Genomic DNA, 17432 nt, shown 5'->3' with positions numbered 1-17432 from the left:
CGGACTACACGGGGTGGTGGCAGACCGCCTCGACGTTGTTGCCGTCGGGATCACGGACGAACGCGCCGTAGTAGCCGGGGTGGTATTCCGGCCACTCGCGTGGCTCGTGCAGCACCTCGGCCCCCGCCTCGACGGCCGCGGCGAAGAACGCGTCGACCGCGGCCCGGGTCTCGGTGCGGAACGCGATGTGGTTCTCGCGGAATCCCGCGTCGGCCGGCACCCGCGGGCTGATCCAGAAGTCCGGGTGCGGCGGAACGCCGAAGCCGATGATCGGCCCGTACTCCTTGATCCGGACCCCGCCGAGCGGCGCGAGGACCCTGTCGTAGAACGCCGCGCTCGCGGCGGTGTCGGTGCATTGGATTCCCAGATGATCCAGCATGTGCCGATCGTGACACAGACCGCCGACATTCGCGCGTGTTCGCGGATGCGTCAGGACGGGCCGTGCGCGGGCTGGAAGGTCCCGGTGTGGCCGGACTCCTCGGCGCGGATGACGTGCACGACGGCGTTGATCAGCGCCAGGTGGGTGAACGCCTGTGGGAAGTTGCCGAGGTGTCGGCCCGTCTTGGGATCGATCTCCTCGCCGTAGAGCTTGAGGGGGCTCGCGAACGCGAGGAGCCGCTCGCACAGGTCCCTGGCCCGCTTCACCTCCCCGATCTCGACGAGCGCGGACACCAGCCAGAACGAGCAGATCGTGAACGTGCCCTCCTTGCCGGACAAGCCGTCGTCGGTGGACTCGACTCGGTAGCGGAGCACGAGTCCGTCCTCGGTGAGCTCGTCGGCGATCGCGAGGACGGTGGCGCGGATCCGAGGGTCGTCGGCGGGCAGGAACCGCAGCAGTGGGGCCAATAGCAGCGATGCGTCGAGGGACGGGTGTCCGTAGCGCTGCGTGAGCACGCCCCGCTCGTCGACACCGTGCTCGAGGATGTCGGCCTTGATGTCCTCGGCGATCTGCGCCCAGTGCGCCGCATAGGCCTTCTCGCCGTGCAGCACAGCGAGTTTGACCCCGCGGTCGAGCGCCACCCAGCACATGATCTTCGACGACGTGAAGTGCTGCGGTTCGCCGCGCACCTCCCAGATCCCGCGGTCGGGCTCGCGCCAGTGCTCGATGACCTCCTCGATCTGCCGTTCGAGCAGCGGCCACAACGTCTCGGGGACCTGGTCGCGGGAGCGCACGTGCAGGTACACCGAGTCGAGCAGGGTGCCCCAGATATCGTGCTGGTTCTGGTTGTAGGCGCCGTTGCCGATCCGCACGGGCAGGGCCCCGTCGTACCCCTTCAGATGACCGAGCTCCTCCTCGACGAGGGTGTGCTCGCCGCCGACGCCGTACATCACCTGCAGGGGGGCCGGATCGCCGTTGTCGGACTGCGCGGAGTCGAAGATGAACGAGAAGAAGTCGTTGGCCTCCCGATCGAGCCCGAGGGTGTACAGGCCCCAGAGCGCGAACGTCGAATCCCGCACCCAGGCGTATCGGTAGTCCCAGTTGCGTTCGCCGCCGGGGGTTTCCGGGAGCGACGTGGTGGGCGCGGCGAGCAGGGCGCCGGTCGGTGCGTAGGTCAGACCCTTGAGCGTCAGCGCACTGCTCTGCAGGTGGCTCCGCCACGGATGGTCGGGGAAACGCCCGATCGTCACCCATTGTCGCCAGCACTCGGTGGTCTGCCACATCTTGTCGGCGGCCTCGGCGAACGTCCGTGGTGCAGCCAGCTCCGACCACGACAGCGCCACGAAGGCGTTGTCCCCCTCCACCATGCGGGTTCGGGCCCGGGCTTCGCGCCCCTCGAGCCCGAGGCGCAGGTTCGACGTCAAGCGGAGTGTCGGATGGTCGCCGTCCGACGCGCAGCGGCACGTGGCCGTCGCCTCCTCGTACACCTTGCCGGTGTACCGCCAGTCGGCCGGGGCGCGGTGGTAGTCGAACGCCGGCTCGCAACTCATCTCCAACTCGACGGTGCCGCTCACACACTTCACGGTCCGCAACAGGATGTGCTCGGCGTCCCAGTCGGACGGGGTGCGCCGGCGGGTGGGGGAGCGCTGTTCGTTGGCGTGCCACGGGCCCATCACCAGCGCGTCGCGAACGATCAGCCAGCCGGTCTGGGTCTGCCACGTGGTTTCGAGGATCAGCCCACCGGGCAGGTAGCGGCGCGCGGACGGCACGTTCTGGCCGTACGGCCCGATCCGGAAGTGCCCGGCGCTCCGGTCGAGGATCGCGCCGAACACGCTGGGGGAGTCCGGGCGCGGGACGCACATCCACTCGACGGCGCCGTTGCGGGCGACCAGACAGTTCGTCTCGCAATCGGAGAGGAATGCGTAGTCGTCGATCGGCGGGAAGACGCTGCGACGCCTCGGTGCCACCTCGTCGGAGTCCCCTGCCGGCGTCGTGACGGGCTGCTCGGTCGTGGACGTCATCACCTCATCATCGACCCGTGCCTTGCTCACCGTCCACAGTTCGCCAACTTGCGACGGTCGCCCTGTTCGGTGCCGGTCGCGGCAGCGGCTAGGGTGGTCGGGTGGATCAACTCGCGAGCTGGTGGGACGGCGCCGAACTGTGGGTGGCCGGCCTGCCGTTCATCCCCCAGGTCGTCCTGGTTCTCGCGGTGATGATCCCGTGCTGTTTCGGTATCGCGTGGCTGCTCGATCGCGCCCTGTCGGCAGTGTTCGCGCTGCTGGGGCGCGCCGAGGTCGTCGATTCCGGCGGCCACCCGGACGGGCAAACGAAGGTGGAGGGTTCTTAGATGCCGCGCTCACGCGTGACCATTGCGCTGATTGCACTGATCATCCTGGTCGTCATCGCCTGGTACTTCACCCGCTGAGCCCGACGATCGGGTTTCCCGACGATCGTCCGATCGTCTGCTAGCATCTGCCGCGTGTCTCCAGTCACCGCGCCCCGGATCCGCCATGAATTGGCGTTGATCGCTGTCGGTGGTCTGGCAGTTGCCGACATTCACTGTTGCTGAATCGCACTTCGGCGTTCGTTCTCTCCTGAGCCCGGTATCCGCATACCGGTCGTCGTATCGTCGTCCCATGTCGACGGCGGACCTCTCCTGTGCTCGATCCTTCCGAACGCCACGTCATCCCGGCACTCGCCGTGAGTTCCGTCTTCCGATGCCCGGCTGTGCGCCGGGTCGATTCCGTATGTGATCTGCACTTGCCAGACCTGTAGGAAGGTAGTCCGACATCATGAAGCATCGTTCCCGTTTGTTCCTGACCGCACTCGCCGCGATCGGCGCAGTGGCGCTGACCGCGTGCAGCGGCGGCTCGAGCGACGTCGCGGGCGGCGCCGAAACCGCCGCCGACGGAAGCGGCGGCACCATCAACCTGTTCGCGTACGCGGTCCCGAAGCCGGGATTCGACAAGGTGACGGCGGCGTTCGCCCAGACCGAGGAGGGCGAGGGTGTCACCTTCAACCCGTCCTACGGCGCCTCGGGTGACCAGTCGCGCAAGGTCAAGGACGGTGCCCAGGCCGACTTCGTGAACTTCTCGGTCGAGCCCGACATCACTCGACTGGTCGACGCCGGCCTCGTGGACGAGGACTGGAACACCGGCGCCTACAACGGGATTCCGTTCGGCTCGGTGGTCACGATCGTGGTCCGCGAGGGCAACCCGAAGAACATCCGGGATTGGGACGACCTGCTCCAGCCCGGACTCGAGGTCGTCACCCCCAATCCGTTCAGCTCCGGCTCGGCCAAGTGGAACCTGCTGGCACCGTACGCCGCCAAGAGCGAGGGTGGGAAGAATCCGCAGGCAGGCCTGGACTACCTCGACAAGCTGGTCGGCGAGCACGTGAAGGTGCAGCCCAAGTCGGGCCGCGAGGCGACGGAGACGTTCCTACAGGGCACCGGCGACGTGCTGCTGAGCTACGAGAACGAGGCGCTGTTCACCGAGCGCAACGGCGACCCGGTCGAGCACGTCACCCCGCCGGTGACGTTCAAGATCGAGAACCCGGCTGCGGTCATCTCGAACAGCCCGAACATCGCTCAGGCCACCGCCTTCCGTGACTACCTGTACACGACCGAGGCGCAGCGTCTGTGGGCCGAGGCCGGCTTCCGTCCCGTCGATCCCGCGGTCGCGGCGGAGTTCGCCGCCGACTTCCCGCAGCCGCAGAAGCTGTGGACCATCGCCGACCTCGGCGGCTGGAAGACCGTCGACGCCGAACTGTTCAAGCAGGGCAGCGGCAGCATCGCCGTCATCTACGACAACGCGACCAAGTAGCGGCACGTCGACGATCCCGCAGGGCGGAGCGCCCTGCGGGATCGTTGCTGTCGTGGGTGGGACTGCTCCCGGCGGCGGCGCTCAGCTTTCGTGGTGAACGGTGACGCTGCCGTTCCGATCCCACGCGGCGACGAGCAACTGGTCGGTGGGCTTGTCGGCGCCGATCGCGAAGTCGAGTGCGAGGACACGGTCCGTCGCCGCCGGATTGATCGCGATGCCGACGAGAACGAGATGGTCGAAGAAGATCTTGTCGGTCACCACCTCGCGGGTGTCCACGTCGAACAAGGCACACACCATCTCTTCGGGGATGTCGTCGAGATGGAACTCGCGGAAGAATGACGTCGTCGACTGATGATCGGTCAGCTCGGCGGCGAAGGCGGCGAAGGCCGCAGCGACCAGGGTCCGTATCTCGCGGAGAGCGGCTTCTGCTGTGTCGAGTTCGCTCTGGGTCAGAGTCTCACCACCGTGAACCCAATACCACGCACCCTGTCCGAAGCCGTCCACTCCCTCCGGTAGCACGGCTCCCGCCATCGAGTCGTCGCCGAAATCGAGCTGCCCCGCGAACCGGCTGGTCAGATGAGTCATGGTCCGATCGTGCCATCCGTCGGGGACATCGCCGCACGCCGCCACACCCCATATCCGATCTTGCAATTCGGGGCGCCGGCGGGCCTCTGCTAAAGTCTGCCGCGTGTCGTTAGTCGCCGCTCACCAGGTCCGCCATGAACTGGCGTTGATCGCTGTCGGCCGACTTGCAGTCGCAGACATTCACTGTTGTTGATTCGAATCTCGGCGTTCGCGCTCGCATAGCCGGGGCACCCGGCTGTCTCGATTTCCAGGGGACCGGTCGGTCGCGCACCGCGCGCTTCTTCCGAACGCCGCTTCGCCCCGGAACTCCGCGCGAGTTCCACACGCGTAGACCCGATGTTGCCGGGTTGATTCCGTATGTGATCCTCTGCACTTGCCAGCCCGGTAGGAAGGTAATCAGTAATGAAGCACCGCTCTCGATTGTTTCTGACCGCACTCGCCACGATCGGCGCAGTGGCGCTGACCGCGTGCAGCGGCGGTTCGAGCGATGTCGTGGGTGGCTCCGACACCGGTGCGGGTGGTGGAGCCGGCGCCGTCAACATGTTCGCGTTCGGTGTTCCCAAGCCCGGCTACGACAAGGTGACCGCGGGTTTCGCCGCGACCGAGGAGGGCGAGGGGGTCACCTTCAACCCGTCCTACGGGGCTTCGGGTGACCAGTCGCGCAAGGTCAAGGACGGTGCCCAGGCCGACTTCGTGAGCTTCTCGGTCGAGCCCGAGATCACTCGACTGGTCGACGCGGGTCTGGTGGACGAGGACTGGAACAGCGGCGCCTACAACGGGATTCCGTTCGGCTCGGTGGTCACGATCGTGGTCCGCGAGGGCAACCCGAAGAACATCCGGGATTGGGACGACCTGCTCCAGCCCGGACTCGAGGTGGTCACCCCCAATCCGTTCAGCTCCGGCTCGGCCAAGTGGAACCTGTTGGCGCCGTATGCCGCCAAGAGCGAGGGCGGGAAGAATCCGCAGGCAGGCCTGGACTACCTCGACAAGCTGGTCGGCGAGCATGTGAAGGTGCAGCCCAAGTCGGGTCGCGAGGCGACGGAGACGTTCCTGCAGGGTACCGGCGACGTGCTGCTGAGCTACGAGAACGAGGCGCTGTTCACCGAGCGCAAGGGCGATCCGGTGGAGCACGTCACCCCGCCGGTGACGTTCAAGATCGAGAACCCGGTGGCGGTGGTCTCCACCGGACGGAATGTCGCGGCGGCCACCGCCTTCCGTGACTACCTGTACACGACCGAGGCGCAGCGTCTGTGGGCCGAGGCCGGGTTCCGTCCGGTCGATCCCGCGGTCGCGGCGGAGTTCGCCGCCGACTTCCCGCAGCCGCAGAAGCTGTGGACCGTCGCGGATCTGGGCGGCTGGACCGGGGTCGACGAGGAACTGTTCACCCAGGGCAGCGGCAGTATTGCCGCGATCTACGACAACGCGACCAAGTAAATGGCAACGACACTGACTCGCCGGAAGAACTGGCTCGCCGTCACCGGAACCGTCGGCCCGCTGGGGATCGGCATCGCGGCGCTGTGGCTCAGCATCATCGTGTTGCTGCCGCTCGCGGCGCTCACCGTCACCTCCCTCGAGGACGGCGTCAGCGGCTTCTGGGACGCGATCACCGCGCCCGGTGCGCTCGCGTCCCTGCGGGTGACGATCACGGTGTCGGTGATCGTCGCGCTCATCAACGTCGTGATGGGCACGATGATCGCCTGGGTGCTGGTGCGGGACGAGTTCCCGGGCAAGCGGATCGTCAACGCGCTCATCGACCTTCCGTTCGCGCTGCCGACGATCGTCGCCAGCATCGTGATGCTGTCGCTGTACGGACCGCAGAGCCCGATCGACGTGCACCTCAACGCGACCCAGCCGGGGCTGATCGTGGCGCTCGCATTCGTCACGCTGCCCTTCGTGGTCCGGTCGGTACAGCCGGTGCTGATGGAGGCCGACCGAGAGGTCGAGGAGGCGGCGGCGTCGCTGGGCGCGAGCAACTGGACGATCTTCCGCCAGGTGGTGCTCCCGACCCTGAGTCCGGCGATCATCAGCGGCGCCGGACTGGCCTTCGCCCGGGCGATCGGCGAGTACGGCTCGGTGGTCCTCATCGGCGGCAACATTCCCCGCGAGACGCAGGTGGCTTCGCAGTACATCCAGCAGCAGATCGAGATCGACCGACCGGTCAGCGCGGCCGCGGTGTCGGTGACGCTGTTGGCGATCGCGTTCGTGACGCTGTTCGTCCTGCGCATCTTCGCGGCTCGCAACCAGCGTCGAGAGGAGCAGGCGCAGTGAAGGTTTCCCCGTGGGCGCGGATCAGCATCCGCACCGTCGTCCTCGCCTACCTGTTCGTGCTGCTGATCGTCCCGATCGGCGTGATCCTGTATCGCACGTTCGAGGACGGGTTCGTCGCGTTCTACGAGGCGATCAGCACCCCGGCGGCGATCTCGGCGCTCAACCTGTCGCTGCTCATCGTCGCGATCGTGGTGCCGATCAACGTCGTGTTCGGCATCGTCACCGCGCTCGCGCTCGTGCGTGGGCGCTTCCCCGGGCGGGGCCTGCTGCAGTCGGTCGTGGACCTGCCGTTCGCGGTGTCGCCCATCGTCGTCGGCGTTTCGTTGATCCTGCTGTGGGGTGCCAACGGCTGGTTCGGCGGGGTCGAATCGCTCGGATTCAAGGTGATCTTCGGGTTGCCGGGCATGGTGCTCGCGACGATCTTCGTGACACTGCCGTTCGTGGTGCGCGAGGTGGAGCCGGTGCTGCACGAGATCGGCGACGAGCAGGAGCAGGCCGCGGCCACGCTGGGCGCGTCCAAGTGGCAGACGTTCTCGCGCATCACGTTGCCCGCCATCCGCTGGGGTCTGACGTACGGAGTCGTCCTCACCGTCGCCCGCGCGCTCGGTGAGTTCGGGGCGGTCATCATGGTCTCGTCCGGCATTCCCGGCCAGTCGCAGACCCTGACGTTGCTCGTGCACTCCCGATACATCGACGACCACAACACTTTCGGGGCCTACGCCGCGGCGACACTGCTGATGTCGATCGCGCTCGTGACCCTGCTGCTGATGACTCTGCTCGACCGCAAGAGGAGCACGACATGATTACCGTGACCGGGGCACGCAAGAACTACGGCGATTTCGCCGCGCTCGACGACGTCACCCTCGACATCCCGTCCGGGTCGCTGACGGCGCTGCTGGGGCCCAGCGGCTCGGGCAAGTCGACGCTGTTGCGATCCATCGCCGGGCTCGAGCAGCCCGACTCGGGGACCATCACGATCGCCGGCAAGGACGTCACCGGCGTGCCGCCGCAGAAGCGCGACATCGGGTTCGTGTTCCAGCACTACGCGGCGTTCAAGCACATGACGGTGCGCGACAACGTCGCGTTCGGGCTCAAGATCCGCAAGCGTCCCAAGGCCGAGATTGCCAAGAAGGTCGACGACCTCCTCGAGATCGTGGGACTCGACGGCTTCCAGCACCGCTACCCGGCCCAGCTGTCGGGTGGTCAGCGTCAGCGCATGGCCCTCGCGCGGGCCCTCGCGGTGGATCCGCAGGTGCTCCTGCTCGACGAGCCTTTCGGCGCCCTCGACGCGAAGGTGCGCGACGACCTGCGGACCTGGCTGCGTCGGCTGCACGACGAGGTCCACGTGACGACGGTGCTCGTCACGCACGATCAGGAGGAGGCGCTCGACGTCGCCGACCGGATCGCGGTGCTCAACAAGGGGCGGATCGAGCAGGTCGGCACCCCGCAGGAGCTGTACGACACCCCGGCCAACGACTTCGTGATGTCGTTCCTCGGCCCGGTCGCCCGACTCAACGGGCAGCTGGTGCGCCCGCACGACCTGCGACTGGATCGCAACCAGCTCCCGCAGTCGTTCGCGGCCACGGTGTCCCGGGTCGTGCACCTCGGATTCGAGGTCCGGGTGGAGCTGCGGCCCAAGACCGGTGCGCAGGAACTGTCGGCACAGATCACGCGCAGCGATGCCGAGGCGTTGGGGCTGCGCGAGGGCGAGACGGTGTACGTCCGTCCGGCCCACGTCACCGGGTAGCTCGTACCCCGACATTCGTGTGCCGATCCCGACCGGAGCGGAAGCGAATGTTCAGTCGAGCGCGGTCCAGGGGCTCACACAGTGGTACCGGCGATCCTGGTAGACGAGCGGGTCGGCCAGCGATTCGGAGGCCAGCACGGCGTCGACCGCCGCGGTCACGACCAGCGCGGGTCCGGCCGCGACCGTCGCCAACGGGGTGCAGCGCAGCACTGCGCCGGTGCCGTGCACGAAGGGCTCGCCGGTCGGCAGCGTCGACCAGAGCGTGCTCGGCCCGAACCGCCCGTCGGTGCCGGGTGCCGCGAACCGGCTCGCGAGGGCGACATTCTCCGCGGTGAGCAGATGGACCAACAGGCTGGACGCGTCCGCGATCGCGGCGGCGGATCCGCGCAGCGACTGGAGTGAGAAGCACAGGATCGGCGGGTCGGCGGACACCGACGACACGGACGACGACGTGATACCGACCGGGCCGGAGCGGCTGTGCGCCGTGATGATCGTGACTCCGGCCGGGTGGCTGCGGAAGGCTCGACGGAAGTCGTCGCCGAGATGCGTCGTCGGTGCTGCGGTGGTCAACACGGGATCCTTCGTCGGTGCGTCGGGTGCACCCCCGACGCTAGAACCTCGAGTTAACTCGAGGTGAAGGAGTTGTGGTCGACGTCATGGTCGCGGACCCCTACGATCTGCCCCATGACGACGCTCCGTCAAATACGCAACGCCGCCACGTCCCTGCCCGAGGGCGCCGCTGCCTGCGGAGGCACTCGGGGAGCGCGGGTCGGCGTTCCGGGCCTGACCCCGGCATCCGCCGTCCGAGGGGCGTGTCAGCGCGGTGGTGACTCGGGTTCCAGCGGCATCGAGTCGGTATCCCCTTCGCGCGCCGCGCGCACGTAGCGGTCGAGGTAATCACGCTCGAGTTCCTCGGCTTGCGCCCGGCCCGTCCAACCGTCGGGCAGGGGAGAGCCGTCGCGCGTGCACCGGACGAGCCGTGCGATGCCCAGGTCCGGCAGGGCGCCCCGGAAGTCGCACCGGTCGAACATCGTCAGCGCGGAGAGCGCGACATCGTCGAACGTGCAGTCCACGAATCGGCCGCCGGTGAGCCTCGCGTCGGCGAGGTCCGCCCCGTCGAACACACATCGCTCGAACACGGTGTTCTCGCCGAGCGTGAGTTTGCGCAGCGACGCGCCGGTGAAGTCGCAGTCGACGATCCGCCGGCCGATCCGCGCCCGCGTGAGGCGCGCGGAGCGAAAGCTACACCGCACGAACAGGCGGTCGAGCACGCTGTTCGCCGCGGAGATCTTGTCGAAGCGACTGTCGGACACCTCGGTCTCGAAGATGTGGAGCGGGCCTCGCGCGTGGCTCAGGTCGAGCCGCTCCAGCGTCAGATACTTGACAGAGAGCGATTGTCCGCGACCCGTCTCCAACCCACGCAGGTCGACGTGACCGTCCTCGGTGGCCCCCTGCGAAGACGTGATCACGTGAGTGCGGCCGACGAACCGGGCCTGGTCGACCGCCTGTCGACCGATGCCGGTCACGTCCTCCGGTCTCCACCTGCGTCGCAGTGACGCAGCACTTTCCGTACGTTTTCTGGCGGCCCTGCCACTGGTCACGCGCCCACTATAGGGTCAGGCGGACAGCCTCCACCGCGTCGCCGCGACGAGGGCCGCGCGGTACCGGTCGACCGCGACGTCGGCGAGGTGCCGGTGCGCGCCGATCGTGTCGGCGAGGACCGCGTCGGGGGCGACGTCGAGTGCCGCCGCACCGAGGCGGTCGGTCAGACGTCCCGGCGCCAGAAACCACGGTGCGATCACGATGCGCTCGACCCCTCGCGACCGCAGCAGTGAGATGGCGTGTCCCACGGACGGTTCGGCGGACGTTGCGAAACAGGTGGTCGTGTCCGCCCACCTGGTGCCCGCGGCGAGGACGGCGGCGAGACCACGGGTGCGTTCGTTCGCCCGCGCGTCGGACGATCCGACGGCGGCGAGCACGACACCGGTTGCGGGATCATCGGTGTCGACGCCGGTCGCCTCGATCCGCTCCCGGACCGCGTCGACGAGTCGGTGGTCGTGGCCCAGGACGTCGGACTGGACGAGCGTCAGCCGTGGGTGGCGCGCGCGGGCGGCGGCGAGGATGCCGGGGAGATCGACCCGGGCGTGGAAGGCGCTGCCGAGCAACAGCGGCACCACGACCGCCGCGGAGTGACCCTCGGCGGCAACGGCGTCGACGACCTGATCCACCGACGGCGTGTTCAGGTCGAGGAAGCACAGCCGGACGTCGACGTCCGGCCGCTGCGCGCGGATCGCCGCCACGGCAGCCGTGACCACCCGAGCGGATCGGGGATCACGACTGCCGTGTGCGACGGCGATCAGCGGAGTCACGGTCTCAGACCCGCTCACCGAGCTCGACGGCGGCGATCGCATCACCGACCAGACCGGCCGCGAGCGTGTTGCCGCCCGCCGGGTCGATCAGCAGGAAGCTGCCGGTGTGCCGGTTGACGGTGTAGTCGTCGGCCACGATCGGCTCCGCGACGCGCACCGAGATCTTGCCGATCTCGTTGAGCTCGAGGGTTTCCGGCGACAGCTCGGACGTCAGCTCCTGCTCGTCGAGACGCTCGACCAGCGCGCCGACGATCGCCTGCGTGGTGCGGGTGCCGTGCTTGAGCAGCAGACGGGCACCCGGGCGCAGCGGCTTCTCGGCGAGCCAGCACACGGTGGCGTCGAACTGGTCGATCGGCTCCGGGGCGCCCGACGGCGCGGCGATGGTGTCACCGCGGGAGACGTCGACGTCGTCGGCGAGCACCAGCGTCACGCTGCGGCCCGCGTGAGCGACGTCGAGTTCGCCGTCGGCGGTGTCGATGCGGGACACCGTCGTCCGGGTGCCGGACGGCAGGATGACCACCTCGTCGCCGGGCACCACCGACCCGGCCGCCACCTGACCGGCGTAGCCGCGGTAGTCGGGGAACTCGGCGGTGCGCGGGCGGATCACGTACTGCACCGGGAACCGCAGGCCCACAGCGTGCTTGCCTTCGTTATCGCTGTCCACGGGCACCGATTCGAGATGCTCGATCAGCGTCGGCCCGTCGTAGTACGGCGTGTTGTCCGACGCCACCGCGACGTTGTCGCCGTGCAGCGCGGACACCGGGATGGCTTGGACGTCGGCGTCGTCCCAGCCCAGCGATCCGGTCAGCGACCGGAACTCGGCCGAGATGTCGGCGAACACCTGCCCCGGATCCTCGACGAGGTCGATCTTGTTGACCGCCAGCACCAGTCGCGGCACCCCGAGCAGCGCCAACACCGCGGCGTGCTTACGCGTCTGCGAGATGACGCCCTTGCGCGCGTCCACCAGCAGGATCACCAACTGGGCGGTGGACGCGCCCGAGACGGTGTTGCGGGTGTACTGCACGTGGCCCGGGGTGTCGGCGAGCACGAACGAGCGGCGCGGGGTCGCGAAGTAGCGATACGCGACGTCGATCGTGATGCCCTGCTCGCGTTCGGCGCGCAGGCCGTCGACGAGCAGCGACAGGTCCGGGGTGGACAGGCCCTTGTCGACCGACGCGCGCGTGACGGCGTCGATCTGATCGGCCAGAACGGATTTAGTGTCGTACAGCAGCCGGCCCACGAGGGTGGACTTGCCGTCGTCGACGCTGCCGGCCGTAGCCAGGCGCAACAGGTCGCTCATGATCAGAAGTAGCCCTCTCGCTTGCGGTCTTCCATGGCCGCCTCGGACACGCGGTCGTCGCCACGGGTGGCGCCGCGCTCGGTCAGTCGGGACGCCGCGACCTCGGCCAGGATGGCGTCGTTGTCGGCGGCGTCGGACAGGATCGCGCCGGTGGTGGAGCCGTCGCCGACGGTGCGGTAGCGCACCGACCGGACCTCGAGCTCCTCGCCCGCGGCCGGGCCGCCCCACACGCCCGGCGTCATCCACATGCCGTCGCGCCGGTACACCGGACGCTGGTGCGCGTAGTAGATGCTGGCGAGCTCGACGTTGTCGCGGGCGATGTAGCGCCAGATGTCGAGCTCGGTGAAGTTGCTCAACGGGAACACGCGCACGTGCTCGCCCGGCGCGTGCCGGCCGTTGTAGAGGTTCCACAGCTCGGGGCGCTGTCGCTTGGGATCCCACTGCCCGAAGGCGTTGCGCAGCGAGAAGATCCGCTCCTTGGCGCGGGAACGCTCCTCGTCGCGGCGACCGCCGCCGAACACCGCGTCGAAGCGGTTCTCGGAGATCGCGTCCAGCAGCGGCACCGTCTGCAGCGGATTCCGGATGCCGTCCGGGCGCTCGGTGAGCCGGCCGTCGGCGAGGTAGTCCTCGACCTTGGCGACGTGCAGGCGCAGGTCGTACTTCGCGACGACGTGGTCGCGGAAGTCCAGCACCTCCTGCAGGTTGTGACCGGTGTCCACGTGCAGCAGCGCGAACGGCAGCGGGGCCGGCCAGAAGGCCTTGATCGCCAGGTGTAGCAGCACCGTCGAGTCCTTGCCGCCCGAGAACAGGATCACGGGCCGCTCGAACTCGCCGGCCACCTCACGGAAGACGTGGATGGCCTCGGACTCGAGGGCGTCGAGGGTGTCGAACTTGGTGCCGTCCAGCTGAAGCCGCGGCTCGGAGAGTGAGATGTCGATTGTCATGACGCGTGCAACCCGCATTCTGTCTTGGCCGAACCGGCCCACCGACCGCTACGCGGATCGGCGCCGGGGAGTGGTTTGACGGTGCATGGAGCGCACCCGATGGACGGATACCCCTCGTCGACGAGCGGATTCACCAGGATCGAGTGCTCGTCGATGTACGCCTGCATGTCGTCGTCCGACCACGCGGCGATGGGGTTGATCTTCACCAGCCCGAACGCCTCGTCGAACGAGATGAGCGGGGCGTTCGCCCGGGTGGGGGCCTCGACCCGGCGGATGCCGGTGACCCAGGCCCGGTAGTTCTTCAGCGTGGCCTTCAGCGGCGCGACCTTGCGCAGCGCGCAGCAGCGGTTGGGCTCGCGGGCGAACAGATCCTTGCCCTCGGCCGCGTCCTGCTCGGCGACGGAGGCCTCGGCCTGCGCGTTGATGACGTTGACCCCGTACACCTGCTCCACCGCGTCGCGGGTACCGATGGTCTCGGGGAAGTGGTAGCCGGTCTCGAGGAACAGTACGTCCACGCCGGGATGTACCTGCGCCACAAGATGGACCAGGACCCCGTCCTGCATGTTCGACGCCACGATGTAGTCGGATCCGAAGGTGTCCTCGGTCCACCGCAGCAACTCCTGCGCGGACGCGCCGTCCAGGTCGGCCGCTCCCTGTGCCGCGATCGCGCGGAGTTCGTCCTCGGTCGCCGTCGTCAGATCAACCGTCATCGCAAATCCCCCTCGTCTGCTCGAACTGCCCACTGTGCAAAACGTTCACCCTCGTTGCGGTGCTTCACGAAGTTCCGCACCACCCGGTCGATGTAGTCGCCGAGTTCGTCGCTGGTCACCTTGTGCTGACGCAGCTTCCGGCCGAAGGCGCTGTCGAGACCGAGGCTGCCGCCCAGGTGCACCTGGAAACCCTCGACCTGGTTGCCCTCGCCGTCGTCGACCAACTGGCCCTTGAAGCCGATGTCGGCGATCTGGGACCGGCCGCACGAGTTGGGGCAGCCGTTGATGTTGATCGTGATCGGCACGTCGAGCTGCGCGTTGATGTCCGCGAGTCGCTCCTCGAGCTCCGGTGCCAGCACCTGGGACCGCTTGCGGGTCTCCACGAACGACAGCTTGCAGAACTCGATGCCGCTGCACGCCAGGAGGTTCCGGCGCCAGTGCGACGGCCGGGCGTGCAGGCCCAGCGGCTGCAGTTCGGCGATCAGCTCCTCGACCTTGTCGTCGGGCACGTCGAGCACGATCAGCTTCTGGTACGGCGTGAAGCGGATGCGGTCGGAGCCGACGGCTTCCGCCGCGTCGGCGACCTTGGTCAGGATGGTGCCCGACACGCGACCGGCGATGGGAGAGAAGCCGATTGCGTTGAGGCCGTTGCGCAGCTTCTGGACTCCGATGTGGTCGATCGGGCGCTCCGGCTTCTCCGGTGCGGGGCCGTCGATGAGCTTGCGCTTCAGGTACTCGGTTTCGAGAACTTCCCTGAACTTCTCGATGCCCCAGTCCTTGATCAGGAACTTCAGCCGCGCCTTGGCGCGCAGCCGGCGGTAGCCGTAGTCGCGGAAGATCGACACCACGGCCTCCCACACGTCCGGGACCTCGTCGAGCGGCACCCACACGCCGACGCGCTGCGCCAGCATCGGATTCGTCGACAGGCCACCACCGACCCACAGGTCCAGACCCGGGCCGTGCTCGGGGTGGTTCACGCCGACGAACGCGACGTCGTTGATCTCGTGCACCACGTCCTGCTGCCCGGAGATCGCGGTCTTGAACTTGCGCGGCAGGTTCGAGTACTCGGGATCGCCGATGTAGCGGCGGACGATCTCGTCGATCGCCGGCGTCGGGTCGAGGATCTCGTCGAACGACTCACCGGCCAGTGGCGAGCCGAGCACGACGCGCGGGCAGTCGCCGCACGCCTCGGTGGTCTTGAGGCCGACGGCCTCGAGTCGCTGCCAGATCTCGGGGACGTTCTCGATCTCGATCCAGTGGTACTGGACGTTCTCACGGTCCGAGAGGTCGGCGGTGTCGCGGCCGAACTCGGTGGAGAGTTGGCCGATCGTGCGCAGCTGCTGGGCGTTCAGGGCGCCGGCGTCGCAGCGCACCCGCATCATGAAGTACTTGGCCTCGAGCAGATCGATGTTCTCGTCGCCGGTGAAGGTGCCGTCGTAGCCCTCTTCACGCTGCGTGTACAGGCCCCACCAGCGCATCCGCCCGCGCAGGTCGGCCTTGTCGATGCTGTCGAAACCCTGCTTCGAGTAGATGTTCTCGATGCGGGCGCGGACGTTGAGCGGGTTGTCGTCCTTCTTGATCTGCTCGTTCGCGTTGAGCGGCTCGCGGTAGCCGAGGGCCCACTGTCCCTCGGAGACACGCTTCTTCGGGCGCGCGGCACGCGCCGGCGGGCTCACAGCAGATTCGGCGTCGGTGGTCGACGTCATGGGTGCTCCTGAATTTCGTGAATCTCACGGTGCACCGGTCGAAGACAGGGGAGAGGAGGGCTGCTTCCTCGCGGGGTCGTCCTCGGCCGGCCGGTTTACGGGCCTAACGGGGGGAGACGAACGCAGGCGAGCGCCGCTGCACTCAGGGCAGGGAAACGCTGGCCGCTACACGCCGCAGGGCAGACAACAACAGCTACAGACACGCTTGAGGTCGACGTGGCGCCGCGCCACCAATCGCACCCCGGTATCTGTCATGCGGGCCATTCTGCCATGCGATTCCCGCTCTGCCGACCATCGGGAGCATATTTCCCCCGAAATCCCGGGAAATCTCCTGATCGGCGAGGGGATCGTGGCGTGAACTCGGGCGACTGGGACACTGGAGTCGTGAGTGGATCCGCCGCCTCGACCCCTGCCGTCGCCTCGACGCCGTTCGAACTTCCCGCCTCGGCCCTGGCCGGGGTGGGCGCGCGTCCGTTCGGCATCTACGTCCACGTCCCGTTCTGCGCGACGCGGTGCGGATACTGCGACTTCAACACGTACACCGCGGGCGAGTTGGGCACGTCCGCGTCCCCGCAGTCGTGGCTCGAGGCGCTGAAGCGTGAGCTCGCGCGGGCCGCCCAGATCACCGGCGCGCCGGCGGTCGACAGCGTCTTCGTCGGCGGCGGCACGCCGTCGCTCCTCGGCGGCGACGGGCTCGCCGAGGTCATCGGCGCGGTGCGGTCGAGCTTCGGGCTCGCCGAGGGCGCCGAGGTCACGACGGAGTCGAACCCGGAGTCGACGTCGCCGAAGTTCTTCGCGACGCTGCGGGACGCGGGGTTCACCCGGATCTCGCTCGGCATGCAGTCCGCGGCCGAACACGTCCTGAAGGTACTCGACCGCACCCACACCCCCGGCCGGGCCGTCGCGGCGGCGCGGGAGGCGCGTGCCGCCGGATTCGACCACGTCAATCTCGACCTCATCTACGGCACGCCCGGCGAGAGCGATGCCGACCTGGACCAGTCCCTCGACGCGGTGCTGGACGCCGGCGTGGACCACGTCTCCGCGTACGCGCTGATCGTCGAGGACGGCACCGCGCTGGCCCGCAAGGTGCGCCGCGGCGAACTGCCCGCACCCGACGACGACGTCCTCGCGTCCCGCTACGAGCGGATCGACGCGCGCCTCGCCGACGCCGGGCTGCGCTGGTACGAGGTGTCGAACTGGGCGGCGAACGACGACGCCCGCTGCCGGCACAACCTCGGCTACTGGGACGGCGGCGACTGGTGGGGCGCCGGACCGGGCGCGCACAGCCACGTCGGCGGCGTGCGGTGGTGGAACGTCAAGCACCCGGCGCGGTACGCCGACCGCCTGTCCGCCGGTGAGCTTCCCGTCGGCGGGTCCGAGACGCTCACCGCCGAGGACGTCCACGTCGAGCGGGTCATGCTGACGGTTCGGTTGCGGACCGGTCTGCCGCTCGCGGACCTGCGGGACGGCGAACGCGCGGCCGCCGCGCGCGTCGTCGAGGACGGTCTCGCGGTGCTGGCGGCCGACCACCTGGTGCTGACCGATCGTGGACGCCTGCTCGCCGACGCTGTCGTTCGGGACATCCTCGACTGACGATGCC

19 protein-coding genes are annotated in these 17432 nt (G+C 68.4%); 9 read left to right on the top strand and 10 right to left on the bottom strand.

Features of this window, described 5'->3' with window-relative positions; all coding sequences use genetic code 11:
• Nucleotides 1–4 precede the first annotated feature (4 nt).
• On the bottom strand, nucleotides 5–379 hold the full coding sequence (locus ABTV10_RS15880; RefSeq protein ID WP_499028383.1) for a VOC family protein: 375 nt from the start codon (nucleotides 377–379) through the stop codon (nucleotides 5–7).
• 50 nt (nucleotides 380–429) lie between these two features.
• Entirely contained in the window at nucleotides 430–2400 is a 1971-nt protein-coding gene (locus ABTV10_RS15875; RefSeq protein WP_499028381.1) for a glycoside hydrolase family 15 protein, read from the bottom strand.
• Nucleotides 2401–2501: 101 nt separating this feature from the next.
• Here ABTV10_RS15875 and ABTV10_RS15870 point away from each other — a divergent pair, with 101 nt between their 5' ends.
• The 3 genes from ABTV10_RS15870 to ABTV10_RS15860 all read left to right on the top strand — a co-directional run bounded on the left by ABTV10_RS15870 (nucleotide 2502) and on the right by ABTV10_RS15860 (nucleotide 4203).
• Nucleotides 2502–2726 carry a hypothetical protein gene (locus ABTV10_RS15870; protein ID WP_433605385.1) on the top strand — a complete coding sequence of 75 codons (225 nt, stop codon included), beginning with the start codon at nucleotides 2502–2504 and terminating at the stop codon, nucleotides 2724–2726.
• 132 nt (nucleotides 2727–2858) lie between these two features.
• Nucleotides 2859–2948: an Ms4533A family Cys-rich leader peptide gene (locus ABTV10_RS15865; protein WP_408586374.1), complete on the top strand. Its 90-nt coding sequence runs from the start codon at nucleotides 2859–2861 to the stop codon at nucleotides 2946–2948.
• Nucleotides 2949–3171: 223 nt separating this feature from the next.
• Nucleotides 3172–4203, top strand: a complete 1032-nt coding sequence (locus ABTV10_RS15860) for a sulfate ABC transporter substrate-binding protein (protein WP_499028379.1) — start codon at nucleotides 3172–3174, stop codon at nucleotides 4201–4203.
• A gap of 81 nt (nucleotides 4204–4284) precedes the next feature.
• On the opposite strand, the gene ABTV10_RS15855 is transcribed toward ABTV10_RS15860, so the two are convergent.
• On the bottom strand, nucleotides 4285–4788 hold the full coding sequence (locus ABTV10_RS15855) for a hypothetical protein (protein ID WP_499028378.1): 504 nt from the start codon (nucleotides 4786–4788) through the stop codon (nucleotides 4285–4287).
• Here ABTV10_RS15855 and ABTV10_RS15850 point away from each other — a divergent pair.
• The 5 genes from ABTV10_RS15850 (at nucleotide 4787) to ABTV10_RS15830 (ending at nucleotide 8803) form a co-directional block, all read left to right on the top strand.
• Nucleotides 4787–4981 (top strand): Ms4533A family Cys-rich leader peptide, encoded by a 195-nt coding sequence (locus ABTV10_RS15850; protein ID WP_499028377.1) that lies wholly within the window; start codon nucleotides 4787–4789, stop codon nucleotides 4979–4981. The two genes, ABTV10_RS15855 and ABTV10_RS15850, sit on opposite strands and share 2 nt — an antisense overlap.
• 209 nt (nucleotides 4982–5190) lie before the next feature.
• Nucleotides 5191–6222: a sulfate ABC transporter substrate-binding protein gene (locus ABTV10_RS15845; RefSeq protein ID WP_499028376.1), complete on the top strand. Its 1032-nt coding sequence runs from the start codon at nucleotides 5191–5193 to the stop codon at nucleotides 6220–6222.
• Nucleotides 6223–7056: a sulfate ABC transporter permease subunit CysT gene (cysT, locus tag ABTV10_RS15840; protein WP_499028374.1), complete on the top strand. Its 834-nt coding sequence runs from the start codon at nucleotides 6223–6225 to the stop codon at nucleotides 7054–7056.
• Entirely contained in the window at nucleotides 7053–7859 is an 807-nt protein-coding gene (gene cysW, locus ABTV10_RS15835; RefSeq protein ID WP_499028372.1) for a sulfate ABC transporter permease subunit CysW, read from the top strand. The genes cysT and cysW overlap by 4 nt, the downstream gene beginning before the upstream one ends.
• Complete coding sequence (locus ABTV10_RS15830; RefSeq protein ID WP_499028371.1) at nucleotides 7856–8803, top strand: sulfate/molybdate ABC transporter ATP-binding protein; 948 nt, start codon at nucleotides 7856–7858, stop codon at nucleotides 8801–8803. Before cysW ends, ABTV10_RS15830 begins: the two co-directional genes overlap by 4 nt.
• A gap of 51 nt (nucleotides 8804–8854) precedes the next feature.
• On the opposite strand, the gene ABTV10_RS15825 is transcribed toward ABTV10_RS15830, so the two are convergent.
• From ABTV10_RS15825 to ABTV10_RS15795, 7 genes are all read right to left on the bottom strand, one after another.
• Nucleotides 8855–9373: a flavin reductase family protein gene (locus ABTV10_RS15825; protein ID WP_499028370.1), complete on the bottom strand. Its 519-nt coding sequence runs from the start codon at nucleotides 9371–9373 to the stop codon at nucleotides 8855–8857.
• Nucleotides 9374–9618: 245 nt separating this feature from the next.
• On the bottom strand, nucleotides 9619–10329 hold the full coding sequence (locus tag ABTV10_RS15820) for a pentapeptide repeat-containing protein (protein ID WP_499028369.1): 711 nt from the start codon (nucleotides 10327–10329) through the stop codon (nucleotides 9619–9621).
• 90 nt (nucleotides 10330–10419) lie between these two features.
• A complete protein-coding gene (locus tag ABTV10_RS15815; RefSeq protein WP_499028367.1) occupies nucleotides 10420–11190 on the bottom strand; it encodes a sirohydrochlorin chelatase in 771 nt (256 codons plus the stop codon).
• Nucleotides 11177–12472 (bottom strand): sulfate adenylyltransferase subunit 1, encoded by a 1296-nt coding sequence (locus ABTV10_RS15810; protein ID WP_499028366.1) that lies wholly within the window; start codon nucleotides 12470–12472, stop codon nucleotides 11177–11179. The genes ABTV10_RS15815 and ABTV10_RS15810 overlap by 14 nt, the downstream gene beginning before the upstream one ends.
• Before the next feature lie 2 nt (nucleotides 12473–12474).
• Nucleotides 12475–13416, bottom strand: a complete 942-nt coding sequence (cysD, locus tag ABTV10_RS15805) for a sulfate adenylyltransferase subunit CysD (protein WP_499028365.1) — start codon at nucleotides 13414–13416, stop codon at nucleotides 12475–12477.
• Nucleotides 13413–14126, bottom strand: a complete 714-nt coding sequence (locus tag ABTV10_RS15800; RefSeq protein ID WP_499028363.1) for a phosphoadenylyl-sulfate reductase — start codon at nucleotides 14124–14126, stop codon at nucleotides 13413–13415. The genes cysD and ABTV10_RS15800 overlap by 4 nt, the downstream gene beginning before the upstream one ends.
• Nucleotides 14123–15832, bottom strand: a complete 1710-nt coding sequence (locus ABTV10_RS15795) for a nitrite/sulfite reductase (RefSeq protein WP_499028362.1) — start codon at nucleotides 15830–15832, stop codon at nucleotides 14123–14125. The genes ABTV10_RS15800 and ABTV10_RS15795 overlap by 4 nt, the downstream gene beginning before the upstream one ends.
• 384 nt (nucleotides 15833–16216) lie before the next feature.
• Between ABTV10_RS15795 and hemW the strand changes: the two genes are divergently transcribed.
• Nucleotides 16217–17425 carry a radical SAM family heme chaperone HemW gene (gene hemW / locus ABTV10_RS15790; protein WP_499028360.1) on the top strand — a complete coding sequence of 403 codons (1209 nt, stop codon included), beginning with the start codon at nucleotides 16217–16219 and terminating at the stop codon, nucleotides 17423–17425.
• Nucleotides 17426–17432: the final 7 nt, after the last annotated feature.

The organism is Paraburkholderia sp. RHO2 (genome assembly GCF_050955445.1).
GTDB lineage: Bacteria > Actinomycetota > Actinomycetes > Mycobacteriales > Mycobacteriaceae > Prescottella > Prescottella agglutinans_A.
This window is presented reverse-complemented; position numbering and strand designations above follow the sequence as displayed.